Origin of the sequence: Citrobacter sp. wls717 (assembly GCF_005280955.1) — a bacterium.
Lineage (GTDB): Bacteria > Pseudomonadota > Gammaproteobacteria > Enterobacterales > Enterobacteriaceae > Citrobacter > Citrobacter werkmanii.
The window spans coordinates 347955-369926 of the sequence record NZ_SZWW01000031.1 but is presented as its reverse complement, the minus strand read 5'-3'; the positions used below and the strand labels follow the sequence as shown (position 1 = coordinate 369926).

Genomic DNA, 21972 nt, shown 5'->3' with positions numbered 1-21972 from the left:
AGAAACGATGGATACCTGGATTTATCTTTCTCAGGGTTTCGCGGTGGCGATGACGCCGGAAAACCTGGTCATCGCCTTGATTGGCTGTTTTGTTGGCACCATCGTCGGGCTGCTGCCCGGCCTCGGGCCGATTAACGGCGTGGCGATCCTGCTGCCGCTGGCTTTCGCTTTGCACCTGCCGGCTGAATCTGCGTTGATCCTGCTGGCGACGGTCTACATTGGTTGTGAATACGGCGGGCGTATCTCCTCGATCCTGCTGAACGTGCCCGGCGATGCGGCAGCGATTATGACCGCGCTGGATGGCTACCCGATGGCGCAGCAAGGGCGTGGCGGCGTTGCGCTCTCTATCTCGGCGGTCAGCTCATTCTTTGGTTCGCTTATCGCTATCGGCGGCATCATTTTGTTTGCCCCAGCGTTAGCCCAATGGTCGCTGTCCTTCGGCCCGGCCGAATACTTCGCCTTAATGGTTTTCGCCATTGCCTGCCTCGGCAGCATGATGGCGCAAAATCCGCTGAAATCATTTCTGGCAGCGCTTATCGGTCTCGGCCTCGCGACCGTCGGCGTGGACGCCAACACCGGGGTTTATCGCTTTACCTTTGACAGCGTTCATCTCTCCGACGGCGTGCAGTTTATCGTGGTGGTGATTGGGTTGTTCTCTGTCTCAGAAATACTGTTAATGCTGGAACATACCAGCAGCGGCCAGACGCTGGTGCGTAAAACGGGCCGCATGTTGTTCAATGCCAAAGAAGGCGCACAGTGCGTGGGCGCCACCCTGCGTTCATCGGTGATTGGCTTTTTCGTCGGCGTTCTGCCTGGCGCAGGCGCCACCATTGCCAGCGCTATCACCTACATGACCGAGAAAAAGCTCAGCGGCAACAGCGATAGCTTCGGCAAGGGTGATATTCGCGGTGTGGCGGCACCTGAGGCCGCGAACAATGCCTCGGCCTGTGGCTCTTTTATTCCGATGCTGACGCTCGGCGTTCCAGGCTCCGGCACCACGGCAGTGATGATGGGCGCGCTGACCCTGTACAACATCACCCCTGGCCCGGCGATGTTCACCGAGCAGCCGGATATCGTTTGGGGACTGATTGCGGCGCTGCTGATTGCCAACGTGATGCTGCTGGTGATGAACATCCCGCTGATCGGTCTGTTTACTCGTATGCTGACTATCCCGCTGTGGTTTTTGGTACCGGCTATCGCGGCAGTCTCCGCGGTTGGCGTGTACGCCGTTCACAGCACAACCTTTGATCTGGTGTTGATGGTCGCCCTTGGCGTACTGGGCTACATTCTGCGTAAGATGCACTTCCCGATGTCGCCGCTGATTTTAGGCTTCGTTCTCGGGGAAATGCTGGAGCAGAACCTGCGCCGGGCGTTGTCTATCAGTAACGGCAGCATGGATATTCTGTGGGCCAGCGGCGTAGCGAAAGTGCTGCTGGTGATGGCGGTACTGGTTATCGTTATCCCGCCGGTGCTGCGCCTGATCCGTAAGCGTAACAGCAAACCGCAGGTGGATATCGGTTAGTAATATGCCGGATGGCGCTGGCCATCCGGCATTTTCATCTTAATTCCTGAACTGCACTAAGAACGTGCTCGACAAACCGCGTCAGCTTCGGCAACGCACGCAAATCTTGCCGCCACAGCAGATGAATGGGTCGTGGCTGCGGCGTAAACGCCTCCAGCACCCGCACCAGCCTGCCAGTAGCTAACTCTTCCGCCAACAGCACCTCCGGTTGTAACAACAGCCCCGCCCCCGCCACTGCCGCCATACGCAGGCCATGACCATCGTTACAGCGCAGGATTGCATCGCGCTTCCATCTGACTTCGCCCCCCGCGCCCGGTAGCATCCATTCGTTGCGGGCCGTCCACACGGTGTGGGACAGGCACAAATGATCCACCAGATCCGCGGGCGTGAAGGGGGTGCCATGACGAGCGAGATAATCCGGTGACGCGCAAATCGCCATACGGTACGGACACAGGTATTTCGCCACTACATCAGTCTGATGGATATCGCCAATGCGGATCGCCAGGTCAACCCCTTCATTCACCAGATCGACCATCCGATTGGTCAGATCCAGTTCAATGCGCACTTCCGGCCAGGCCTGTAAAAACGAGGCGGCCAACGGCGAGATAACGCAGGCGCCAAAAGAGGTTGGCGCGCTGATGCGCAGCGTCCCCGCAGGCGCCAGCCGCAGACGCTCCACTGAGCGTTCGGCTATCGACACCTGTTCCAGCACACGCCGGGCTTCTTCAAAATAGACACGACCGGCATCGGTCAGACTCTGGCGACGTGTGTTGCGCTCCAGCAGGCGCGTACCGAGTTGCGCTTCAAGGTGGGTGATATACTTCCCTACCATCACCGCAGACATTCCCAGTCGCGTGGCCGCGGTGGTAAAGCTCCCGCTCTCCACCACCGCGATAAACGTTTCCATGCCGCGCAGTTTATCCATATTGCAAACCTCTGGTTAGTAATCATCTAACTTTTGGCCAGTTTATCCGATTTCATTTTCATTAAAGAATAGCGGCTCACACTATTGCGGAGGTGGTTATGAAAATCGTTATTGTTGGTGCCAGTGGTACGGTGGGTCGCGCAGTTACGGAAGCATTAAGCCGTAAACATGAAGTGATCCGTGTGGGCCGCACGCAGGGAGATTACCAGGTTGATATCACCTCCCAGGAAAGTGTCGTGGCATTGTTTGAAAAAGTCGGACGGGTAGATGCGATCGTTTCCGCCACCGGCAATTTGTTCTTTGGGCCGCTGTCGACGATGACCGACGAGGACTTCAACCAGGGGTTACAGGATAAGCTGTTAGGCCAGATTCGTCTGGCATTAACCGGGCAGCATTTTCTCAATGATGGCGGCTCAATTACGCTCATTAGCGGCATCATCGCCCATGAACCCATCGCGCAGGGGGCGAATGCGGCAACGATCAATGCCGGTCTGGAAGGATTTGTTCGCGCGGCGGCCTGTGAGCTGGGGCGTGGGCTGCGTATCAACCTGATTAGCCCAACCGTGCTCAGTGAATCCGCCGCAGCCTACGACGATTTCTTTCCGGGTTTTGAAAGCGTCCCGGCCGCTACCGTTGCCAACGCCTATCGCCGCAGCGTGGAAGGCATCCAAACCGGGCGTACTTATAAAGTAGGTTACTGATAAAAGCATGACCTTGCCTCTTACGTCATCAGTAAGAGGCAAGCCACTGCCTATTTTCAGGCACCCGTTTCGTTTCTTATTCGCGCATTAATATATTCCACGGCCTGAGAGACATCCATAATGCCGTTAATTGCATTCGTCACACCTTGCCCGATAATAATCTCTGCCTGGCGCAGGTTGAAAGGTTCACCTTTACTTCCCTCAGACTCCCTTATTCCCGTCATGCCTTTTTCATTCAATAAATTAAACCACGGGTAGAGATTGAGAACGTTTTGATCGTGACATATTCCAGACCAGGCGCTATTTCCTCCCAGCAAAACCAGATGGCGCGCAATTTCATCGGAATAAAGCCAATGAAAGAACTGCTCAACCTGTTTTTTCTTTTTACTGTAGCGGGACATTCCAATGGAACCGCCCCCCAATTGTGGAAGTTGCCCCGGAACGGGAGCATAGCCAATAGTGGGCGCTATGGCCGTGTGCGCCACATCGTTGAACAAATTGAGATACATGATCAGCATGGCAAGATTTCCACGCTCAAACTGTTTTACCGCGTCACTCCACCACTCACCGGGCAGATTCACGGCGATAGAAAGCTGTTGTAGATATTGTTCGAGTGCAGTTGCGGCAAGTGAAGGCTCGAGTTGTACCGGCTCGCTTTCGCGCACCAAACGTCCACCGAGCGCGTAGTAACGCAGCAGATACTCGGTAGCAATAAGCCCCGAGCTTCCCAGCGTCACCGCTGTTCCCATCGGGCGCTGTCTGTTTTCTGGCTGATGTAATTGACTAAAGAAAGCCGCTATCTCATCAAATTGCGCAAAGCTCTCTGGCAGCGTTAACTCTTTTCCCGTTGCTTCATAAAACATCCGTTTAATCGTCGCGTCTTCAAACAGATCTCGTCGATAAAACAAAAGCTGCATACTGGCATCAAAGGGTATTGCCCATGCGGTCCCATTCACCATGCTGAAGTGCTGTTGAATTTGCTCAGAGAAATTTTCCAACAGCAATGGAAGCTCAGAAGAGACGGATTCCAGCGGCAAGAGTGCTTTCTCTGCAAACCACGGAAAACACGCCATATCGATTCGCAGTAAATCGTAATAAGGATGTAGATGAAGGTGAGAGAGGATTTCAAAAACTTCATCATAGGGATAAACCGCAAGATTTACCTTAATACCGGTCTGGCGATAAAAGTGGGGTAACAGTTTCTTCAACGCATCAGTCGAAGGACTCGGTAAAATTAACATATTCAGCGTCGCCTCTGTTTCAGGCGGCGGCACGTACTGTCCATTCCAGGAAAAACCGCAATTTGTCAGAATACGATGCTTTTCTTTACTTTTAGGCAGGCGAATACTGGAGGCAATAGTTGTCCCCAGGCGACCATAATCCATCTGGTAGCTGGTGATCCCGTCGATGGATGCAGGGAGATTATCACTCAGTTGCAATATCGGCGGACAGGACTGGGAGCTACCAAACCAGGCTGCTTGCGTCAGTGCTCGCGTTCTCTCAGAGTCCTGGACAATAAACAGATCGGGAATTGCCCCGCGAAAAAAGTCAAAAGCGACGGTGTTAGCTTCACTGGCATGTGCAGGTAAAATCGTAAGCTTCGTATGCGGACTTAATTCCCGGCAGGTTTCCTGTATCGCCTGAGTAAAGCTCGCGCTATGGGAAAATTCCAGACGTTCGCAAAAAACACCAATATGGCCCGGCTGCTGCGCCAGCGCCCTCCTCGCTATTTCTTCGCCTGCAGTGACATAGTCAAGGCTAAAATAACAAACTGCGCCGACAGGCTGGCGATATGCAAACAAAATATTTTCCGGGGAAAGCCTGAGCAAGTCGTAATAGGGCTGACTGTCATTCAGGCAACTGACCGAGACAACAGCCTGATAAGACTTTGCCGCCAGCGTTTGCAGAATCTCGAGCTCAAGATTAGGCAGATCGTTGGTCAGGTAAAGGTCGATCGGTTCGCTTAATGAAGGCTGCCAAACCTGATGCAATCCCCGATAGAGTTGAAAGTACTGTTCGGCATTGATGTCGGGCAGAATCAATGCCACTCCCTGACTTTTGCTGGCTCTCAACGATTGCGCCTGCGCATTCAACTGATAGCCAACTTCTCGGGCTGCACGTTGAACCGCTTCAATCTTCTCGACGCTTACATTCCCTCTGCCATTGAGCACATTCGAGACAGTCCCATGCGACACACCGGCAATTCTTGCTATGTCTTTGATAGTTGGCATTTTTACATCCTTCCCCTGATGCTTTGATGCTAGCACGGCGCTCATCAGGAAACTATCTTCAGCACTAAAATTTGAACGTTACAATATTAAAAAGTGCATTTTATAAGCATGTCATAATAAAAGCCTGACGCTATCGATAGACACACCTCATGCACGAAAAAACATTAACACAATGAAATATATGTATAAATTTTATAATTTTTGAAGAGGATCACTTCTGAGGAAAAAGATCGTTGTTCATATAAAATACCGGAACCATAATTGACACGTTCCAATTACATTTTATTGCATAAACGTCTAAAAAAACAACAATCACATTTGTCATTAAGAGGGAAACATGAAGATTCATTTTCTGGGTACCGCTGCATCTGAAGGGATCCCCAATCCTTTTTGCCGTTGTGAGCACTGCCAGCAAGCCCGCATTCGTAAAAGTAAAGACTTACGCACACACTCTTCAGCGATTATCGACGATGAACTGCTCATTGACGTGGCGCCTGAATTCAGCCAACAACTGCTGCGAGATGGCCTGGACGCAACAGAGATCAGATCGCTATTGTTCACACATACTCATCCCGATCATTTCAACGTCGGCGATCTTTTTAGCCGTATGGAAGGGTATGGATTTGAAATTACTCATCCGTTGCACATTTTTGGTAATGACCGTGCAATTAACGGTGCTGCGGAAGTGTTACCAGGCTACAGCGCTGAAAGATTTGCTTTTCATTGCCTGGTGCCCTTCGTGACCGTTGAAACTCGCGGATACCGCATCACTCCGCTGCTGGCTAACCATGCCAAGTGGGAGCTTTGTTATACCTGGTTTATTGAAAAAGAAGGCCAGTCAATTTTCTACGGACATGATTCAGGCTGGTTTCCTGAGCTCACATGGCAGTGGCTGAAAGGGAAAAAAATCGATCTGGCTGTCCTGGAGTGCACCTACGGTTTTAATGGTGATAATCGTACAAATAACCACATGAGTCTGGAAACCGTCTTCGCCGCCAGAGACAGGCTTGCGGAACTCGGTTGCCTTGAGAAAAATAGCCAACTTATCGTCTCGCATATATCACACAGCGGAGGTCTGCTGCACGACGATCTCGTTGCGGCATGCGACAAAGAGAACATTCTTGTCGCCTGGGACGGGCTTAACCTGAGCATCAACCAGTAAGGATATGCAATATGGACCTTAATAAAACACCACGCCTGTTGATTATGATGTTCATACAATATTTCATGCAGGGTGCCTGGAATATGACCATGGGGCTGGTATTGAGCACCTATGGTATGGCAACAATTATTGGCTCATCCTATGCTTTGCTTGGCCTGGCGACTATTCTTTCCCCGCTATTTATTGGCATGGTCGCCGACCGCTTCTTTGCGTCACAAAAAGTCATGGCGATCCTGCATTTAATTAATGCAGGTGTACTGTTGTTTGTTCCGCAATTTATTGAGGCACAAAACACAGGTATGACGTTAACCATGATTTTCCTGGTTGGTCTGCTGTTTTATCCAACAACTGCGCTGGCGAACAGTATCAGTTTCAGCCACATTAACGGGGTAAAATACTTCCCATTTATTCGTGTATTCGGCACATTTGGATTTATGGTCATCGGCTTTATCATTGGTGAAATGGGTTATTCTGGAAATACCATCACCTGGTATATTGCGTCGGCCTCCGGTGTTGTTCTCGGCCTGTACTGTTTTACGTTGCCAAATACCCCACCGAAAGCAAAAGGAAGCGTGTTTACGCTTCGCGATCTGTTATGTCTGGATGCTCTGGCGCTCTTCAAAGACCGCAGTTTCTCGGTTTTGATGCTCAGTATTTTTGTCCTGATGATCCCCAAAACGGCTTATTCCGCCTATATCCCGGTCTTTTTAAAAGCGCTTGGATTCGATAACGCCGCCTCAATGATGCAGGTTGGCATCGCCTGTGAAGTCATTTTCATGTTCCTGCTGTCGTTCTTCTTACTGAAAGCTGGCTTCAAAATCACGCTGATGTTAGGCGCCGTCTGCTGGATCATCCGCACACTATTATTTGCTAATGCCTCGCTGGATGCCAACATGATGTTTGTGCTGATCGGCCTGATGTTACAAGGATTCTGCTGGGACTTTTTCTTTACCGTGGGCGACATTTATGTTGACCGTAAAGCAGCGCCAGAGATTAAAGCACAAGCCCAAAGCTTGCGATTTATCGTCTCCAACGGCGTTGGTCTGCTATTTGCCTCCACCGTATGCGGGCAAATCTTTAACAACACCGTGACGGAACAAGGTCCAGAGGCGTTGCCACAATGGGAAACATTCTGGCTAGTTTCAGCAGGCGTTGCCGCAGTGGTCAGCGTATTCTTCCTGATTTTCTTCCGGGACGATATTTCGAAACGCAAAACGGACCTCACATTGAAAAAAGCAAACTCCTGATCGTTAAAGACTCTCTCATTAAGGTAATTGCATGAATAATCTGGCCGCCATCATCAATGAGCAAGGATTGTTGCCTTTAACTACGATCATCAAAATCAGTATTGCATTTATTCTGGGTGGCATTATTGGCCTGGAAAGAGAATCGAAAGGGAAACCGGTCGGCTTCAAAACCTGCGTTATTTTATCCGTAGCCAGCTGTGTATTAACTGTCGTATCAATACAATCTGCTGAATACTATGCAGAAATTTCGATGAATATCCGTAGCGATCCTATGCGCCTGGCGGCGCAGATTATCAGCGGCGTTGGTTTTCTCGGTGCGGGAGTCATTCTGCACCGACACGACGATGCTATCTCTGGTCTCACGACTGCGGCAATTGTCTGGGCATCTGCAGGGGTGGGAATCACCTGCGGAGCCGGTTTTTATTTTCATGCTGTTTTTGCCACGGCTTTATTTTTATTAGCGATCAAACTAAGCCCATTCATTATCTTCTTACAGACCAGAAACCAGTTTCCCGGAAAAGTGAAAGTGCGGGTTATTCTTGATGAACGAAACGCTGTAGAAAGTCTGATAACCCGCATTCATCAACAGAAAAACATTATCGAAAACATCACTATCAGGGATATCAAGAAGGGCAAAATTGAGGTTAATCTCAAAATCGTAATTCGTCAAAAGATGACCTTGCCCGACTTATATCACGATCTGACTCATGTGGAACACGTCTGCGCCATCGCCCTGGAACATTAATACACCTTATCTTCCTCTTTAAAATCAGGGGCTTTCGCCCCTGAAATAGCCACTCAGTATCCATCCAGCCTCTAAATCCTCACCTTTTGCAATGTTAAATAATTGTTGTTTTTGATCACAAATAAGAAACAAACAAGCTCATTGTGTGCGCGTTTTTCAAAAATGTAGATATTTTTAATTTATGGCTACGAAACGAGCTGCGCCATATCTCCCTGACAATCTACTGAGAGGATCGATTTGATGAACGCACTGACTGCCGTACAACCGAACGCTGAAGATCCAGCCCAGCACTACAGAGGTTTCACACTGAAACCATCAGTCCAGTCTCCACGTCTGCTGGAGCTGACTTTTTCTGCCGAGACCACTGAGCAATTTCTACAGGCCGTCGCGCAGTGGCCGGTGCAGGCCCTGGAATACAAATCTTTCCTGCGCTTCAAAGTGGGCAAGATCCTCGATGATTTGTGCGGCAACCAGTTGCAGCCCCTGCTGCTGAAAACGCTGCTCGATCGTGCCGAAGGCGCGCTGCTGATCAACGCCGTCGGCGTGGATGATGTGGCCCAGGCTGAAGAAATGGTCAAACTGGCGACGGCGGTCGCGCATCTGATCGGACGCTCCAATTTTGATGCGATGAGCGGTCAATACTATGCCCGTTTTGTGGTGAAAAACGTCGATAACTCAGACAGCTATCTGCGCCAGCCGCACCGTGTTATGGAGCTACATAACGACGGAACCTACCTTGAAGAAATCACCGATTACGTGCTGATGATGAAGATCGACGAGCAGAACATGACCGGCGGTAACTCGCTGCTGCTGCACCTCGACGACTGGGAACATCTGGAGCAGTACTTTACCCATCCGCTGGCGCGTCGCGCGATGCGCTTTGCCGCGCCGCCAAGCAAAAACGTCAGCAAGGATGTGTTCCATCCGGTATTTGACGTTGACCAGCAGGGCCGCCCGGTAATGCGCTACATCGACCAGTTCGTCCAGCCGAAAGACTATGAAGAAGGCGTCTGGCTGAGCGACCTGTCCGATGCGCTGGAAACCAGCAAGAACATTATTTCCGTTCCGGTTCCCGTGGGTAAATTCCTGCTGATCAACAATCTGTTCTGGCTGCACGGCCGCGATCGCTTCACCTCGCATCCTGACCTGCGCCGCGAACTGATGCGCCAGCGTGGTTATTTCGCTTACGCGAGCAACCACTACCAGACCCATCAGTAAGGGCGAAGGAAAAAAGCGGATGTATGATTTTGTGATTATTGGCGGCGGCATTATCGGCATGTCGACCGCCATGCAACTGATTGATGTCTATCCGGACGCCAGAATCGCGCTGCTGGAAAAAGAGTCCGGCCCGGCCTGTCACCAGACGGGCCATAACAGCGGCGTGATTCATGCCGGGGTTTATTATACGCCCGGCAGCCTGAAGGCGCAGTTTTGCCTGGCCGGAAATCGCGCCACCAAAGCCTTTTGCGACCAAAACGGCATCCGCTACGACGTCTGCGGAAAAATGCTGGTTGCCACCTCCGCTCTGGAAATGGAGCGTATGCGCGCGCTATGGGATCGCACCGCCGCTAACGGCCTGGAACGCGAATGGCTGAATGCGCAGGAGCTACGCGAGCGTGAACCCAACATTACCGGGCTGGGCGGCATTTTTGTCCCGTCGAGCGGGATCGTCAGCTACCGCGAAGTAACCGCCGCGATGGCGAAGATTTTCCAGGCCAAGGGCGGTGAGATTATTTACAACGCCGAGGTCAGCGCGCTGAGAGAACACGCCGCGGGCGTGATCGTCCATACCCGCCAGGGGCACGAATATGAAGGCGCAACGCTGATAAGCTGTTCCGGCCTGATGGCCGATCGGCTGGTGAAAATGCTCGGCGTTGAACCCGGCTTTATCATCTGTCCGTTCCGTGGCGAATACTTCCGTCTGGCGTCAGAACATAACCAGATAGTCAATCATCTGATCTACCCGATCCCCGATCCGGCGATGCCGTTTCTCGGTGTGCATCTCACCCGCATGATTGATGGCAGCGTCACGGTGGGCCCCAACGCGGTACTGGCATTTAAACGCGAAGGTTACCGTAAACGTGATTTCTCACTCAGCGATACGCTGGAGATCTTCGGCTCTTCCGGCATCCGCCGCGTGCTGCAAAACAACCTGCGCTCCGGGCTTGGCGAAATGAAAAATTCGCTGTGCAAAAGCGGCTATCTACGGCTGGTGCAAAAGTACTGTCCGAGTCTGACGCAGAAAGATCTGCAACCGTGGCCTGCGGGCGTGCGGGCGCAGGCGGTGTCGCCGGACGGCAAGCTGATCGACGATTTCTTGTTTGTCACTACGCCACGCTCCATTCATACCTGCAACGCCCCTTCTCCGGCAGCAACGTCAGCGCTCCCTATCGGTGCGCATATTGTCGGCAAAGTACATGCGCTGCTGGAGAGCCAGAGTAATCCCGGACGCACGCTGCGTGCGGCACGTAGCGTGGAGACATTACACGCCGCATTCACCCGTTAACATGATTAAGACAGGAAGTAATTATGCAACTAAACGATCCAACCTTATTTCGCCAACAGGCGTTGATTGACGGCAACTGGCGTGACGCCAACAACGGCGAGACCATCGCAGTAACGAATCCCGCCAATGGTCAGCAATTGGGTAGCGTACCGAAAATGGGGGCGGATGAAACCCGTGAAGCCATTAACGCCGCGAACCGCGCTCTACCCGCCTGGCGTGCGCTGACCGCCAAAGAACGGGCCAATATTCTGCGTCGCTGGTTCAACCTGATGATTGAACATCAGGACGATCTTGCTCGTTTGATGACCCTGGAACAGGGTAAGCCGCTAGCGGAAGCCAAAGGCGAAATCACCTATGCCGCCTCATTTATTGAGTGGTTTGCCGAAGAGGGCAAACGTATTTATGGCGACACGATCCCCGGCCATCAGGCTGATAAGCGTCTGATCGTCATCAAGCAGCCAATCGGCGTTACCGCCGCGATTACGCCGTGGAACTTCCCGGCGGCGATGATCACTCGCAAAGCCGGTCCGGCACTGGCGGCGGGTTGCACCATGGTGCTTAAACCAGCCAGCCAGACCCCCTATTCCGCACTGGCGCTGGCAGAGCTGGCTAATCGCGCCGGCATCCCGGCTGGCGTATTCAGCGTGGTGACCGGTTCAGCAAGCGCGGTCGGCAACGAACTGACCGGCAATCCGCTGGTGCGCAAACTGTCATTTACCGGCTCCACCGAAATTGGCCGTCAGTTGATGGAACAGTGTGCCAAAGACATCAAGAAGGTGTCGCTGGAGCTGGGCGGCAATGCGCCGTTTATCGTCTTTGATGATGCCGATCTCGACAAAGCCGTGGAAGGCGCGCTGGCGTCGAAGTTCCGTAACGCGGGGCAAACCTGCGTCTGCGCCAACCGTCTGTACGTGCAGGACGGCGTATATGACCAGTTTGCCGAAAAACTCGAGCAGGCGGTGAGCAAGCTGCGCCTCGGTGATGGTCTGCAACCAGATGTCACCACCGGGCCGCTGATCGACGAGAAAGCGGTCGCCAAAGTGCAGGAGCACATCGCCGATGCCCTGGATAAAGGCGCACGCATTATCGCTGGCGGTAAACCTCATGCGCTGGGCGGGAACTTCTTCCAGCCCACCATTCTGGTCGATGTACCTGCCAACGCGAAGGTTGCCAAAGAAGAGACATTCGGCCCGCTGGCGCCGCTGTTTCGCTTTAAAGACGAAGCTGACGTCATCGACCAGGCCAATGACACCGAGTTTGGCCTGGCAGCCTATTTCTACGCCCGTGATTTAAGCCGCGTCTTCCGCGTTGGCGAAGCGCTGGAGTACGGCATCGTCGGGATTAACACCGGCATCATCTCCAACGAAGTCGCCCCATTTGGTGGGATCAAAGCCTCCGGTCTTGGCCGTGAAGGATCGAAATACGGCATCGAAGACTACTTAGAAATCAAATATATGTGTATCGGCCTTTAATAAAACAAATACTGGAGAACACCTGATGAGCACCAACAAAGAACTTATGCAACGTCGCAGCAACGCCGTTCCCCGTGGCGTAGGACAGATCCACCCTATTTTTGCCGAGCGGGCAGAAAACTGCCGGGTCTGGGACGTTGAAGGCCGCGAATTCCTCGATTTTGCTGGCGGTATTGCGGTGCTGAATACCGGTCACCTGCACCCGCAGATTGTCTCTGCGGTAGAAGCGCAGTTGAAAAAACTGTCGCATACCTGCTTCCAGGTGCTGGCCTATGAGCCCTACCTGGAGCTGTGCGAAATCATGAACAAGAAAGTGCCGGGCGATTTCGCCAAGAAAACCCTGCTGGTGACCACCGGTTCTGAAGCCGTGGAAAACGCGGTGAAAATTGCCCGCGCCGCCACCAAACGTACAGGTACGATCGCCTTCAGCGGCGCTTATCATGGCCGTACCCACTACACCCTGTCGCTGACCGGGAAAGTCAACCCGTACTCCGCCGGAATGGGGCTGATGCCGGGCCATGTTTATCGCGCACTTTTTCCTTGCCCGCTGCATGGCATCAGTGAAGATGATGCTATCGCCAGTATTCACCGCATCTTCAAAAATGATGCCGCGCCGGAAGACGTTGCCGCCATCGTCATTGAACCCGTCCAGGGCGAAGGCGGTTTTTACGCGGTCACCCCGGCATTTATGCAGCGTCTGCGCGCCATTTGTGACGAACACGGGATCATGCTGATTGCCGATGAAGTGCAGAGCGGCGCGGGCCGCACCGGTACGCTGTTCGCCATGGAGCAGATGGGCGTTGCGCCCGATCTTACCACCTTCGCCAAATCTATCGCTGGCGGCTTCCCGCTGGCAGGGGTAACCGGTCGCGCCGACGTCATGGACGCTATCCCGCCGGGTGGCCTGGGCGGTACCTATGCCGGTAACCCGATTGCCTGTGCCGCCGCGCTGGCGGTGCTGAACATTTTCGAGCAGGAAAATCTGCTGCAAAAGGCCAACGAACTGGGGCAAACCCTGCGCGAAGGCCTGCTGGCTATCGCCGAAACGCATCGCGAAATTGGCGACGTGCGTGGGCTGGGGGCGATGATCGCCATCGAACTGTTCGAAGACGGCGACCATACGAAACCAGATGCCAAGCTGACCGCAGAAGTGGTGGCGCGCGCGCGTGATAAAGGGCTGATCCTGCTCTCCTGCGGGCCTTACTACAACGTGCTGCGCATCCTTGTCCCGCTGACCATTGAAGATGCGCAAATTCGCCAGGGGCTGGATATCATTGCCCAGTGTTTTGCTGAGGCGAAGCAGGGCTAACTATACAAAAAAGCAATCCGTAGGCCGGATAAGGCGGAGCCGCCATCCGGCACATAGGGTCAATAACAATAATACGCGTGCCCCGGCGCGGGAATGCCGGGGTGCTCTCCCAAGTGAAATACTTTCGAGAGGTTTACAAGATGGGGCAAGTGTCACAATCACATGATTTAGGGGGCGGGCTGAAATCACGCCACGTCACCATGCTGTCTATTGCCGGGGTTATCGGCGCGAGTTTATTCGTAGGTTCAAGCGTGGCGATTGCAGAAGCCGGTCCCGCGGTATTATTAGCTTATCTGTTTGCCGGACTGTTGGTGGTGATGATTATGCGCATGCTGGCCGAAATGGCCGTCGCCACCCCGGATACCGGCTCCTTCTCCACCTACGCCGATAAAGCCATTGGCCCATGGGCAGGTTATACCATCGGCTGGTTGTACTGGTGGTTCTGGGTGTTGGTTATCCCACTGGAGGCCAATATTGCCGCCATCATTCTGCATTCCTGGATCCCTGGCATACCTGTCTGGTTATTTTCTCTGGTTATCACGCTGGCATTAACCGGCAGTAATTTGCTGAGCGTCAAAAATTACGGTGAATTCGAATTCTGGCTGGCGCTGTGCAAAGTGATTGCCATTCTGGCGTTTATTGTCCTCGGCGCGGTGGCGATTAGCGGTTTCTATCCTTATGCTGAGGTTAGCGGCGTTTCACGCCTGTGGGATCAGGGCGGCTTTATGCCGAACGGTTTTGGCGCCGTACTCAGCGCGATGCTGATCACCATGTTCTCCTTTATGGGTGCAGAGATTGTTACCATCGCCGCCGCCGAGTCCGATACCCCGGATAAACACATCGTCCGCGCCACCAACTCGGTTATCTGGCGTATCTCCATCTTCTATCTGTGCTCCATTTTCGTGGTGGTGGCACTGATCCCATGGAACATGCCGGGGCTAAAAGAAGTGGGTTCTTACCGCTCGGTACTGGAGTTATTGCATATCCCACACGCGAAGTTGATCATGGACTTCGTCATTTTGTTGTCGGTGACCAGTTGCCTGAACTCCGCGCTGTATACCTCATCCCGTATGCTCTATTCCCTGAGCCGTCGTGGCGATGCCCCCGCCTTTATGGGGAAAACTAACCGCAGTAAAACGCCTTACGTGGCGGTGTTGCTGTCTACGGGGGCGGCATTCCTCACCGTGGTGGTCAACTATTACGCCCCGGCCAAAGTGTTTAAATTCCTGATCGACAGCTCCGGCGCCATCGCCCTGTTGGTTTATCTGGTGATCGCGATTTCCCAACTGCGGATGCGCAAAATTCTGCTGGCGCGAGGCGGTGAAATTAAACTGAAAATGTGGCTTTATCCGTGGCTGACCTGGCTGGTTATCGCCTTTATTATCTTTGTGCTGGTGGTTATGCTCTTTCGCCCGGCGCAACAGCTGGAGGTTATCTCTACCGGGTTGTTAGCCATAGGAATTATTTGCACGGTGCCCATTATGGCACGCTGGAAAAAACTGCTATCGTGGCAAAAAGCACCCTTGCAAAATACGCATTAAATCTGTTCCCGGCGCACGCCGGGACATTTATTCAGGAGTAAGACCATGACCGCCATTCCCCAACCGACGGCCATTGATGGATACCGCTGGCTCAAGAACGACATCATCCGCGGTATTTATCAGCCTGATGAGAAACTGCGTATGAGCCTGCTGACCTCGCGCTATGAGCTTGGCGTGGGACCGCTGCGCGAAGCGCTTTCACAGCTGGTGGCGGAGCGACTGGTCACGGTGGTTAATCAGAAAGGATATCGTGTCGCCCCGATGTCCGAGCAGGAATTGCTCGATATTTTCGATGCCCGCGCCAATATGGAGGCCATGCTGGTTGCACTGGCTATCGAACGCGGCGACGACGCCTGGGAAGCGGAGATTCTGGCACGGGCGCATATGCTCAGTAAGCTTGAAGCTGTGGACGCCAGTGAACAGATGCTTGATGAATGGGATCAGCGCCATCAGGCATTTCACTCGGCGATTGTCGCCGGCTGCGGTTCCCAATATCTGCTGCAAATGCGCGAACGATTGTTTGATTTAGCGGCACGTTACCGGTTTATCTGGCTACGTAAAACGGTGCTGTCAGTCGAAATGCTGGAAGATAAACACGATCAGCATCAAACGCTGACCGAAGCGATTCTGGCACGCGATGCCGTGCGCGCCAGCGAATTAATGCGCCAGCACCTGCTGACGCCGATTCCAATTATTCAACAGGCGATGTCCGGCAAGCTGCTGACGGAATAAGCCCGCACATCATTATTCTTCCGGAATACGTAACACCTGCCCGGGATAAATTTTATCCGGGCTTTTCAGCATCGGTTTATTCGCTTCGAATATTTTATTGTACAGGTTAGCGTTACCGTAAACCTGTTTGGCAATAGCGCTCAGGGTATCGCCCGCTTTCACGGTATAAAACTGGCTTTCACTCTCGGGTGCAGAGGTTTTAACCTGATCGTCCACGCTGGCGATACCGGAGATATTACCAATCGCAATCAGGATTTTCTCTTTCGCTTCCTGGCTTAATCCATCGCCAGAAACGGTGGCCTTGCCTTCGTTAATTTGCACGTTCACCTTATCTGCATCAGGGATGCCGGTTTTATTCAGGTGTTCCTGCACCTTCTTCGCCAGATCGGCCATGTCATGATTTCCGGTGACCGCATCCCAAAGTTTTTCACCTGCATCTTTCACAAAATTGAAGAGTCCCATATCCACCTCGGTTATTAACAAGCAACACCAGGAAGTGTAGCAGAGGAGAGAGGACGGCAAAGAAAACGGCGCAAATGCGCCGTTTATGAAAGGAAGTATTAATTACGCGTCTGTACCCAGAAGGCGTGGATCAAACCAGGAATGTAGCCCAGCAGCGTCAGAACGATATTAAGGATAAACGCCCAGCCGAATCCTTTTCCCAGCAGTACGCCAAGCGGGGGCAGAATAATAGTAAAAACGATTCTCCAGAAACCCATACACACTCCCTACAAGCAAAAAGTTAATCATTGTTTAAAAAGAGATTTTATCTCTAAGAGTAGCCATTCTACTCAAATCCGCCAGCCTTCCCCTGCTGTTTTACCCTCCTTTACGCTCTTTACGCTGGCGTACGTTGGCTTTTTATTTTAGAATTTTCTTAATTTAGATCATGCTTAAATACATATGACTGAACTTGAACAACTCCAGGCCAGCGCTGAACAGGCTGCCGCTTTGCTTAAAGCGATGAGTAACCCGAAGCGGTTGCTGATTTTGTGCATGCTCTGCGGTTCGCCCGGTACCAGCGCGGGCGAGTTAGCACGCGCTACCGGACTGAGTCCTTCCGCCACGTCCCAGCATCTGGCGCGTATGCGTGAAGAAGGTCTGATAGACAGCCAGCGCGATGCCCAGCGCATCCTTTATTCCATTAAAAATGCGGCTGTGAATTCGCTGATCGCCACATTAAAAACACTGTATTGCCCATAAGGAGCCATCATGACCATTGGGAAGATTTCCCCGCGCGAGGCGCAGACGCTGGTCGCGCAAGGCGCGAAACTGATTGATATCCGCGATGCCGACGAGTATCTGCACGAGCATATTCCTGAGGCGCATCTGGCACCGTTACCCACGCTTGAGCAGGGATCGTTGCCTGCGAATTTACGCGCCGAGCAGGTGATTTTTCACTGCCAGTCAGGCAAACGCACACAAAATGCAGCGAACAAACTCAGCGCCATTGCCGCGCCTGCGCAGGTCTGGTTGCTGGAAGGTGGAATCGATGGCTGGAAAGCCGCAGGTTTACCCGTGGCAAAAGACAGTTCACAACCACTGCCGCTGATGCGTCAGGTGCAGATAGCCGCAGGTAGCCTTGCCTTACTCGGCGTCATTCTCGGATACGCCGTCAACAGCGCCTTCTTCCTGCTGAGCGGTTTTGTGGGTGCCGGGCTGATACTCGCTGGCCTAACCGGCTTTTGCGGCATGGCGCGATTGCTGGACAAAATGCCCTGGAACCGGCGTACTCATTAAGCGGTAATACCTGAAACAGCGCTGTACCCGTCGATTGACGTGATCTATGGTGAGTTGTGCGATAAATAAAGGAGCGCAATATGTTTAAACCTGGCGATCTGGTTCAACCACGCATGGGCGGACCTAAACTGAAAGTTGTCGAAGTCAACGAAGATCAAATTGTGGCGGTACAAGCCAGTAATGAAAGCGGTGAAAAATTCACACTGAAAGCAGCTGACGTGACGCGATATACCGAAGACGGTGATTTCGGCGTTTGCTGAAAACAGGCGGTGAGGTCACCCTCACCGCATTTATAATTAGATTAAAAAGTCATCAAGAGATTTACCGGCAGCCAGCGCCTGGGCAATTGGCTTTGGTGTCCGACCTTGTCCGGTCCATGTTTTTGTTTCACCGTCGAAATCGGTAAAACGATATTTCGCCGGGCGTGGTTGACGTTTTTTGACTGCCCGCGACGTCGCTGGGGTCATACTCAGCAGCTCTTCCGGATTGATCCCATCGGCCTGCATCAGGGCCAGCAAATTATTAATTTTTTCCTGCTGTTCTGCACGTTGGCGCTGTAGCTGTTCTTCTTCATCGCGGCGTTCTTTAGTCACTACTCTGAATTTTTCGAGCATATCTTCCAGCACATCAACGGAAAATTCACGTGCCATTACACGCAGCGAGCGGATATTATTTAAGTTTTTTAACATTGAACTCATATTAACAAAACCTCTTTAACGTAAAAATGGTATCACGCTAAATATTGTATGCAACTGATTATTATTTTTCCAGTCTAATTTTTTCGCAGATTATAAAACAAATAGCCAATCCCGTTATTTAAATGGCTATCCTGAAACCTGACATCAAATATTTTATATTCCCAGGATAGTCACTGTAAATATACTCGCATTACCTCTCAGCGCATCGTCTGATAAACACATCACTTTATTGCCCAGGGCCGGCACGCGCACATTCTGAACATCAGTCAACTTTCAGAAAAGGAGCGCAAAAAACTCAGAAAAACAAGTATTCATAACCTATTGATATAAAATACTTTTAATCAGCAGAACAACGAAAACACCAAAACGAACAAAAATCAAACCAATGCAGAGCATTTTATCGACAAAAAGACAATAAATAAAAATTTTAAGCTAGTTGCTAGTTATTATCCAGGCAGATATCCTATTGAAACGCGAAAGCAGCAAGACAAATCACTAGCAGTGAAGGTATTCAAAACCTTTTTTCCCCTTTTTACAAGGAGCATTAACATGTTCTCTCCGCAGTCACGCTTGCGTCATGCTGTAGCAGACACGTTCGCGATGGTTGTTTATTGTTCTGTCGTGAACATGTTGATCGAGATATTCCTTTCTGGAATGAGCTTTGAACAGTCACTGTACTCCAGACTGGTGGCCATCCCTGTCAATATTCTGATCGCCTGGCCATACGGCATGTACCGTGATTTGTTTATGCGCGCGGCACGTAAAGCCACGCAGGCAGGATGGGCAAAAAACCTGGCGGACGTGCTGGCTTATGTCACCTTCCAGTCGCCGGTTTACGTGATTATTCTGTTGACGGTTGGCGCGGACTGGCACCAGATTACGGCTGCGGTAAGTTCGAACATCGTGGTATCGATGCTGATGGGCGCAGTATACGGCTACTTCCTTGATTATTGCCGCCGCCTGTTTAAGGTCAGCAGCTATCACCAGGCTAAAGCCCCTGCCAGTCGCGTTATTAGTTAGCGTTAACGTCGCCAAATAACCCACTCAGATAACGCTCAAGTGCAATACGCGAACTGAAGCCGTGCGGAATACCATAATGCTCATGGGTCTCTCCGGCTAAATACAACGGGAATTGCTGGTAGTGATCGCAGGTTTTAATGTCTGTCGCAGGTTCCGCCAGTGAAGAGCTGCGCTCTTTAAGCGTGGGATGGATGACTAATGCGGTACGTCCCATACGTGCTTCCCGGTTAACGTACACATAATTTTCACCACGTCGATAGCCGTACGTTTTCGGCGTCACTACATCAACGGTAAAGCCCACTTTTTCAAGTACGCGCGCCACCTCATCAGGTCGTAAATACATATTATTTTCCTCGTTATCTTTTACTGCGGGCTTACCTTACCTGATTCAGCATTAGCAACGCTTTCAGAAAAGTCCATAAACGACTGAAGACGGTGGGACGAATATCTTAAGAACCGTGCAGATTTATGTCAGCGCCTGCCGCAATTGATAGGCCGCCTGCTGCGCCATTTCCGCTGAGCTAATATTGGTAAATGACAATAATATTCCCCCTTGTCCGTTCGGCGTTATACGCCACTGGCTCAAGGCCTGTACGGCCAGACCTGCCCGATTCGCTTTACGTACTAACGCAACATCGTCTGCGTCTACACTCATCACCAGTTGGATCCCACCCTCTTGCGGGAGCACGTTAAAACCGTGTTCGGTCAGGGCATTTACCATCCACTGACGTCGCTGGGCATAATGTTGACGCATGCGTTTTAAGTGCCGCCAGAAGTGCCCCTCGCGCATAAAATCCGCCAGCGTTTGTTGCCATAAAACCGGAACGCTACAGGCCGCTAGCGCCACCTGCTGGCGAAAATGCTCGACCTGAGTCATGGGCACCACCAGCCATGCCGTGCGTAGCGCAGGAAACATTGATTTGCTGAACGTTCCGGCATAAATCACCCGCTGCGGCGCATCCAGGCTTTTCAACGGCGGCAACGGTTTACCGTGGTAGCGAAATTCACTGTCATAGTCATCTTCAATAATCCATGCCTGGGTGCGGGCCGCCCACTCCAGCAACTGATGGCGACGCTCCAATGAAAGGGCCACACCCAGCGGGCTTTGATGCGCGGGTGTAAGCAAAACAAAGCGCGCCTGCGGGTAATCGCGGATCCCAGCGCAGACATCCAGACCATTGGCATCAACAGGAACCGGCATCAGCGCAATTCGCTCCTGAGCCACTACCGGTCGGATCAACGGAAACCCGGGATCTTCGACCCACATCCCTTCACCGGGTTGAGACAGCGCGCGCAGAATTAACGTCATCGATGCCGCATAGCCAGAGGTGATAAAAACCTGCTCCGGCTGGCACTCAATGCTGCGTGAAACGCGCAGGTAATCAACAATCGCCTGACGCAGCACCCTTTCGCCGCAAACCTCCCCCACCGCCAGATCAAAACGCGTTTGGGTGCGTAAACGTCGGCCCATCACCCGCGCCCATACTTCACGCGGGAAGAGATCGAGTGCGGGTAGCCCCATCTGAAAAGGTTGGGGTCTGGGATTTTCTCCTGCGAAGATAGCGGGAGCCGCAGGCGCGGTCTCTGGTCGCAACTGCTCACTGACAAAAGTTCCCGCCTGCCCACGTCGAGCCAGCCAGCCCTGCGCCACCAGCTCGGCATAGGCATGTTCCACCGTCGAACGCGAAACGCCGAGTTCCTGGGACCACGTCCGGCTGGAGGGCAATCTTGCGCCTGGTTTGAGTTCACCTGTCTCAATGGCATTTTTTAACTGGCGGGCGATTTGTTGATAGCGCGGCATTTATGGTCTGCTTTTTTTGCAAAAATATGGCTCTCTGTAGCAGTCCATTATAGTGCTACATTGCGGGTTATCCAAACGAGGAGAAATACCATGACAATGTTACGCCAGCCCTATTATGAACTCAGTCCTGAAATCTATAACGCTCTGGTTCAGGCCAGCAAAGCGCTGGAAAATTGCGCACTGGAACCTACGCTGACGGAACTGGTTTACCTGCGGGTCTCGCAAATCAACGGCTGCGCATTTTGCCTGGAAATGCACAGTAAGGCGTTGCGCAAAGCAGGCGTTGCGCAGGCCAAACTCGACGCGCTGGCAGGTTGGCGAGTGAGCCACCACTTCAGTGAACAGGAACGTGCGGCGCTGGCATGGGCCGAATCGGTCACTCATATCGCCAGCACCCACGCGGAAGATGATGTTTATCTGCCGCTGCTCGACCATTTTAGCGCGAAAGAAATCAGCGATCTGACGTTTGCCATCAGCCTGATGAACTGCTTCAACCGCCTGGCGGTTGGGATGCGCATGTAATTCTGCCCTGCCGGATGGCGGCATAAATGCTTTCTCCGGCCTGGGATGTGTTCTCCTGTAGGCCGGATAAGACGCGACGCGTCGCCCTCCGCCCCCCC

General features: G+C 52.3%; 23 protein-coding genes. 16 read left to right on the top strand and 7 right to left on the bottom strand.

The genetic code is table 11. From position 1 onward, the window contains the following. The first annotated feature begins 7 nt into the window (after positions 1-7). On the top strand, positions 8-1522 hold the full coding sequence (locus FDX09_RS16605) for a tripartite tricarboxylate transporter permease (protein ID WP_069324599.1): 1515 nt from the start codon (positions 8-10) through the stop codon (positions 1520-1522). 34 nt (positions 1523-1556) lie between these two features. On the opposite strand, the gene FDX09_RS16600 is transcribed toward FDX09_RS16605, so the two are convergent. Then, entirely contained in the window at positions 1557-2447 is an 891-nt protein-coding gene (locus tag FDX09_RS16600; RefSeq protein ID WP_085048892.1) for a LysR family transcriptional regulator, read from the bottom strand. A 92-nt stretch (positions 2448-2539) separates the two neighbouring features. Here FDX09_RS16600 and FDX09_RS16595 point away from each other — a divergent pair, with 92 nt between their 5' ends. Next, a complete protein-coding gene (locus FDX09_RS16595) occupies positions 2540-3148 on the top strand; it encodes a short chain dehydrogenase (protein WP_325098941.1) in 609 nt (202 codons plus the stop codon). A 56-nt stretch (positions 3149-3204) separates the two neighbouring features. Here the strand turns inward: FDX09_RS16595 and FDX09_RS16590 are convergent, their stop codons facing one another. Then, positions 3205-5379: an extracellular solute-binding protein gene (locus tag FDX09_RS16590; RefSeq protein ID WP_170973245.1), complete on the bottom strand. Its 2175-nt coding sequence runs from the start codon at positions 5377-5379 to the stop codon at positions 3205-3207. 337 nt (positions 5380-5716) lie between these two features. Here FDX09_RS16590 and FDX09_RS16585 point away from each other — a divergent pair, with 337 nt between their 5' ends. The 9 genes from FDX09_RS16585 to csiR all read left to right on the top strand — a co-directional run bounded on the left by FDX09_RS16585 (position 5717) and on the right by csiR (position 16093). Next, positions 5717-6541 carry an MBL fold metallo-hydrolase gene (locus FDX09_RS16585; RefSeq protein ID WP_069324595.1) on the top strand — a complete coding sequence of 275 codons (825 nt, stop codon included), beginning with the start codon at positions 5717-5719 and terminating at the stop codon, positions 6539-6541. Positions 6542-6552: 11 nt separating this feature from the next. Beyond that, a complete protein-coding gene (locus FDX09_RS16580) occupies positions 6553-7788 on the top strand; it encodes an MFS transporter (protein WP_038632926.1) in 1236 nt (411 codons plus the stop codon). Positions 7789-7819: 31 nt separating this feature from the next. After that, positions 7820-8533: an MgtC/SapB family protein gene (locus tag FDX09_RS16575; RefSeq protein WP_038632928.1), complete on the top strand. Its 714-nt coding sequence runs from the start codon at positions 7820-7822 to the stop codon at positions 8531-8533. A gap of 240 nt (positions 8534-8773) precedes the next feature. Then, the gene (gene glaH / locus FDX09_RS16570; RefSeq protein WP_038632931.1) at positions 8774-9751 is read left to right on the top strand and encodes a glutarate dioxygenase GlaH; all 978 of its coding nucleotides are present in this window, start codon (positions 8774-8776) and stop codon (positions 9749-9751) included. Positions 9752-9770: 19 nt separating this feature from the next. After that, positions 9771-11039, top strand: coding sequence for an L-2-hydroxyglutarate oxidase (lhgO, locus tag FDX09_RS16565; protein ID WP_038632934.1), 1269 nt, complete (start codon positions 9771-9773; stop codon positions 11037-11039). 23 nt (positions 11040-11062) lie between these two features. Further along, positions 11063-12511 carry an NADP-dependent succinate-semialdehyde dehydrogenase gene (gabD, locus tag FDX09_RS16560; protein WP_137347538.1) on the top strand — a complete coding sequence of 483 codons (1449 nt, stop codon included), beginning with the start codon at positions 11063-11065 and terminating at the stop codon, positions 12509-12511. Positions 12512-12536: 25 nt separating this feature from the next. Further along, positions 12537-13820, top strand: a complete 1284-nt coding sequence (gabT, locus tag FDX09_RS16555) for a 4-aminobutyrate--2-oxoglutarate transaminase (RefSeq protein ID WP_038632940.1) — start codon at positions 12537-12539, stop codon at positions 13818-13820. Positions 13821-13960: 140 nt separating this feature from the next. Next, on the top strand, positions 13961-15361 hold the full coding sequence (gabP, locus tag FDX09_RS16550; RefSeq protein WP_069324592.1) for a GABA permease: 1401 nt from the start codon (positions 13961-13963) through the stop codon (positions 15359-15361). Between the two features lie 45 nt (positions 15362-15406). Next, positions 15407-16093, top strand: coding sequence for a DNA-binding transcriptional regulator CsiR (gene csiR, locus FDX09_RS16545; protein ID WP_038632944.1), 687 nt, complete (start codon positions 15407-15409; stop codon positions 16091-16093). A 12-nt stretch (positions 16094-16105) separates the two neighbouring features. Here csiR and lysM read toward each other — a convergent pair whose 3' ends face one another. Both lysM and FDX09_RS16535 read right to left on the bottom strand, forming a co-directional pair. After that, positions 16106-16555 carry a peptidoglycan-binding protein LysM gene (lysM, locus tag FDX09_RS16540; RefSeq protein ID WP_137347537.1) on the bottom strand — a complete coding sequence of 150 codons (450 nt, stop codon included), beginning with the start codon at positions 16553-16555 and terminating at the stop codon, positions 16106-16108. Between the two features lie 98 nt (positions 16556-16653). Further along, positions 16654-16812, bottom strand: a complete 159-nt coding sequence (locus FDX09_RS16535) for a YqaE/Pmp3 family membrane protein (RefSeq protein WP_038632951.1) — start codon at positions 16810-16812, stop codon at positions 16654-16656. 184 nt (positions 16813-16996) lie between these two features. Here FDX09_RS16535 and FDX09_RS16530 point away from each other — a divergent pair, with 184 nt between their 5' ends. The 3 genes from FDX09_RS16530 (at position 16997) to FDX09_RS16520 (ending at position 18093) form a co-directional block, all read left to right on the top strand. Beyond that, a complete protein-coding gene (locus FDX09_RS16530) occupies positions 16997-17296 on the top strand; it encodes a metalloregulator ArsR/SmtB family transcription factor (RefSeq protein WP_006687216.1) in 300 nt (99 codons plus the stop codon). A gap of 9 nt (positions 17297-17305) precedes the next feature. Then, positions 17306-17833 carry a rhodanese family protein gene (locus FDX09_RS16525; RefSeq protein ID WP_038632958.1) on the top strand — a complete coding sequence of 176 codons (528 nt, stop codon included), beginning with the start codon at positions 17306-17308 and terminating at the stop codon, positions 17831-17833. An 80-nt stretch (positions 17834-17913) separates the two neighbouring features. After that, positions 17914-18093 (top strand): hypothetical protein, encoded by a 180-nt coding sequence (locus FDX09_RS16520; RefSeq protein ID WP_038632960.1) that lies wholly within the window; start codon positions 17914-17916, stop codon positions 18091-18093. A 36-nt stretch (positions 18094-18129) separates the two neighbouring features. On the opposite strand, the gene stpA is transcribed toward FDX09_RS16520, so the two are convergent. Next, a complete protein-coding gene (gene stpA / locus FDX09_RS16515; protein WP_038632963.1) occupies positions 18130-18531 on the bottom strand; it encodes a DNA-binding protein StpA in 402 nt (133 codons plus the stop codon). 549 nt (positions 18532-19080) lie between these two features. Here stpA and alaE point away from each other — a divergent pair. Further along, positions 19081-19551, top strand: coding sequence for an L-alanine exporter AlaE (gene alaE / locus FDX09_RS16510; protein ID WP_137347536.1), 471 nt, complete (start codon positions 19081-19083; stop codon positions 19549-19551). On the opposite strand, the gene FDX09_RS16505 is transcribed toward alaE, so the two are convergent. After that, positions 19544-19894 (bottom strand): DUF2002 family protein, encoded by a 351-nt coding sequence (locus FDX09_RS16505; protein ID WP_038632969.1) that lies wholly within the window; start codon positions 19892-19894, stop codon positions 19544-19546. The genes alaE and FDX09_RS16505 overlap by 8 nt on opposite strands. Before the next feature lie 123 nt (positions 19895-20017). Then, positions 20018-21352 carry a PLP-dependent aminotransferase family protein gene (locus tag FDX09_RS16500; protein ID WP_137347535.1) on the bottom strand — a complete coding sequence of 445 codons (1335 nt, stop codon included), beginning with the start codon at positions 21350-21352 and terminating at the stop codon, positions 20018-20020. A 90-nt stretch (positions 21353-21442) separates the two neighbouring features. Here FDX09_RS16500 and FDX09_RS16495 point away from each other — a divergent pair, with 90 nt between their 5' ends. Further along, positions 21443-21874, top strand: coding sequence for a carboxymuconolactone decarboxylase family protein (locus FDX09_RS16495; protein ID WP_038632976.1), 432 nt, complete (start codon positions 21443-21445; stop codon positions 21872-21874). Positions 21875-21972: the final 98 nt, after the last annotated feature.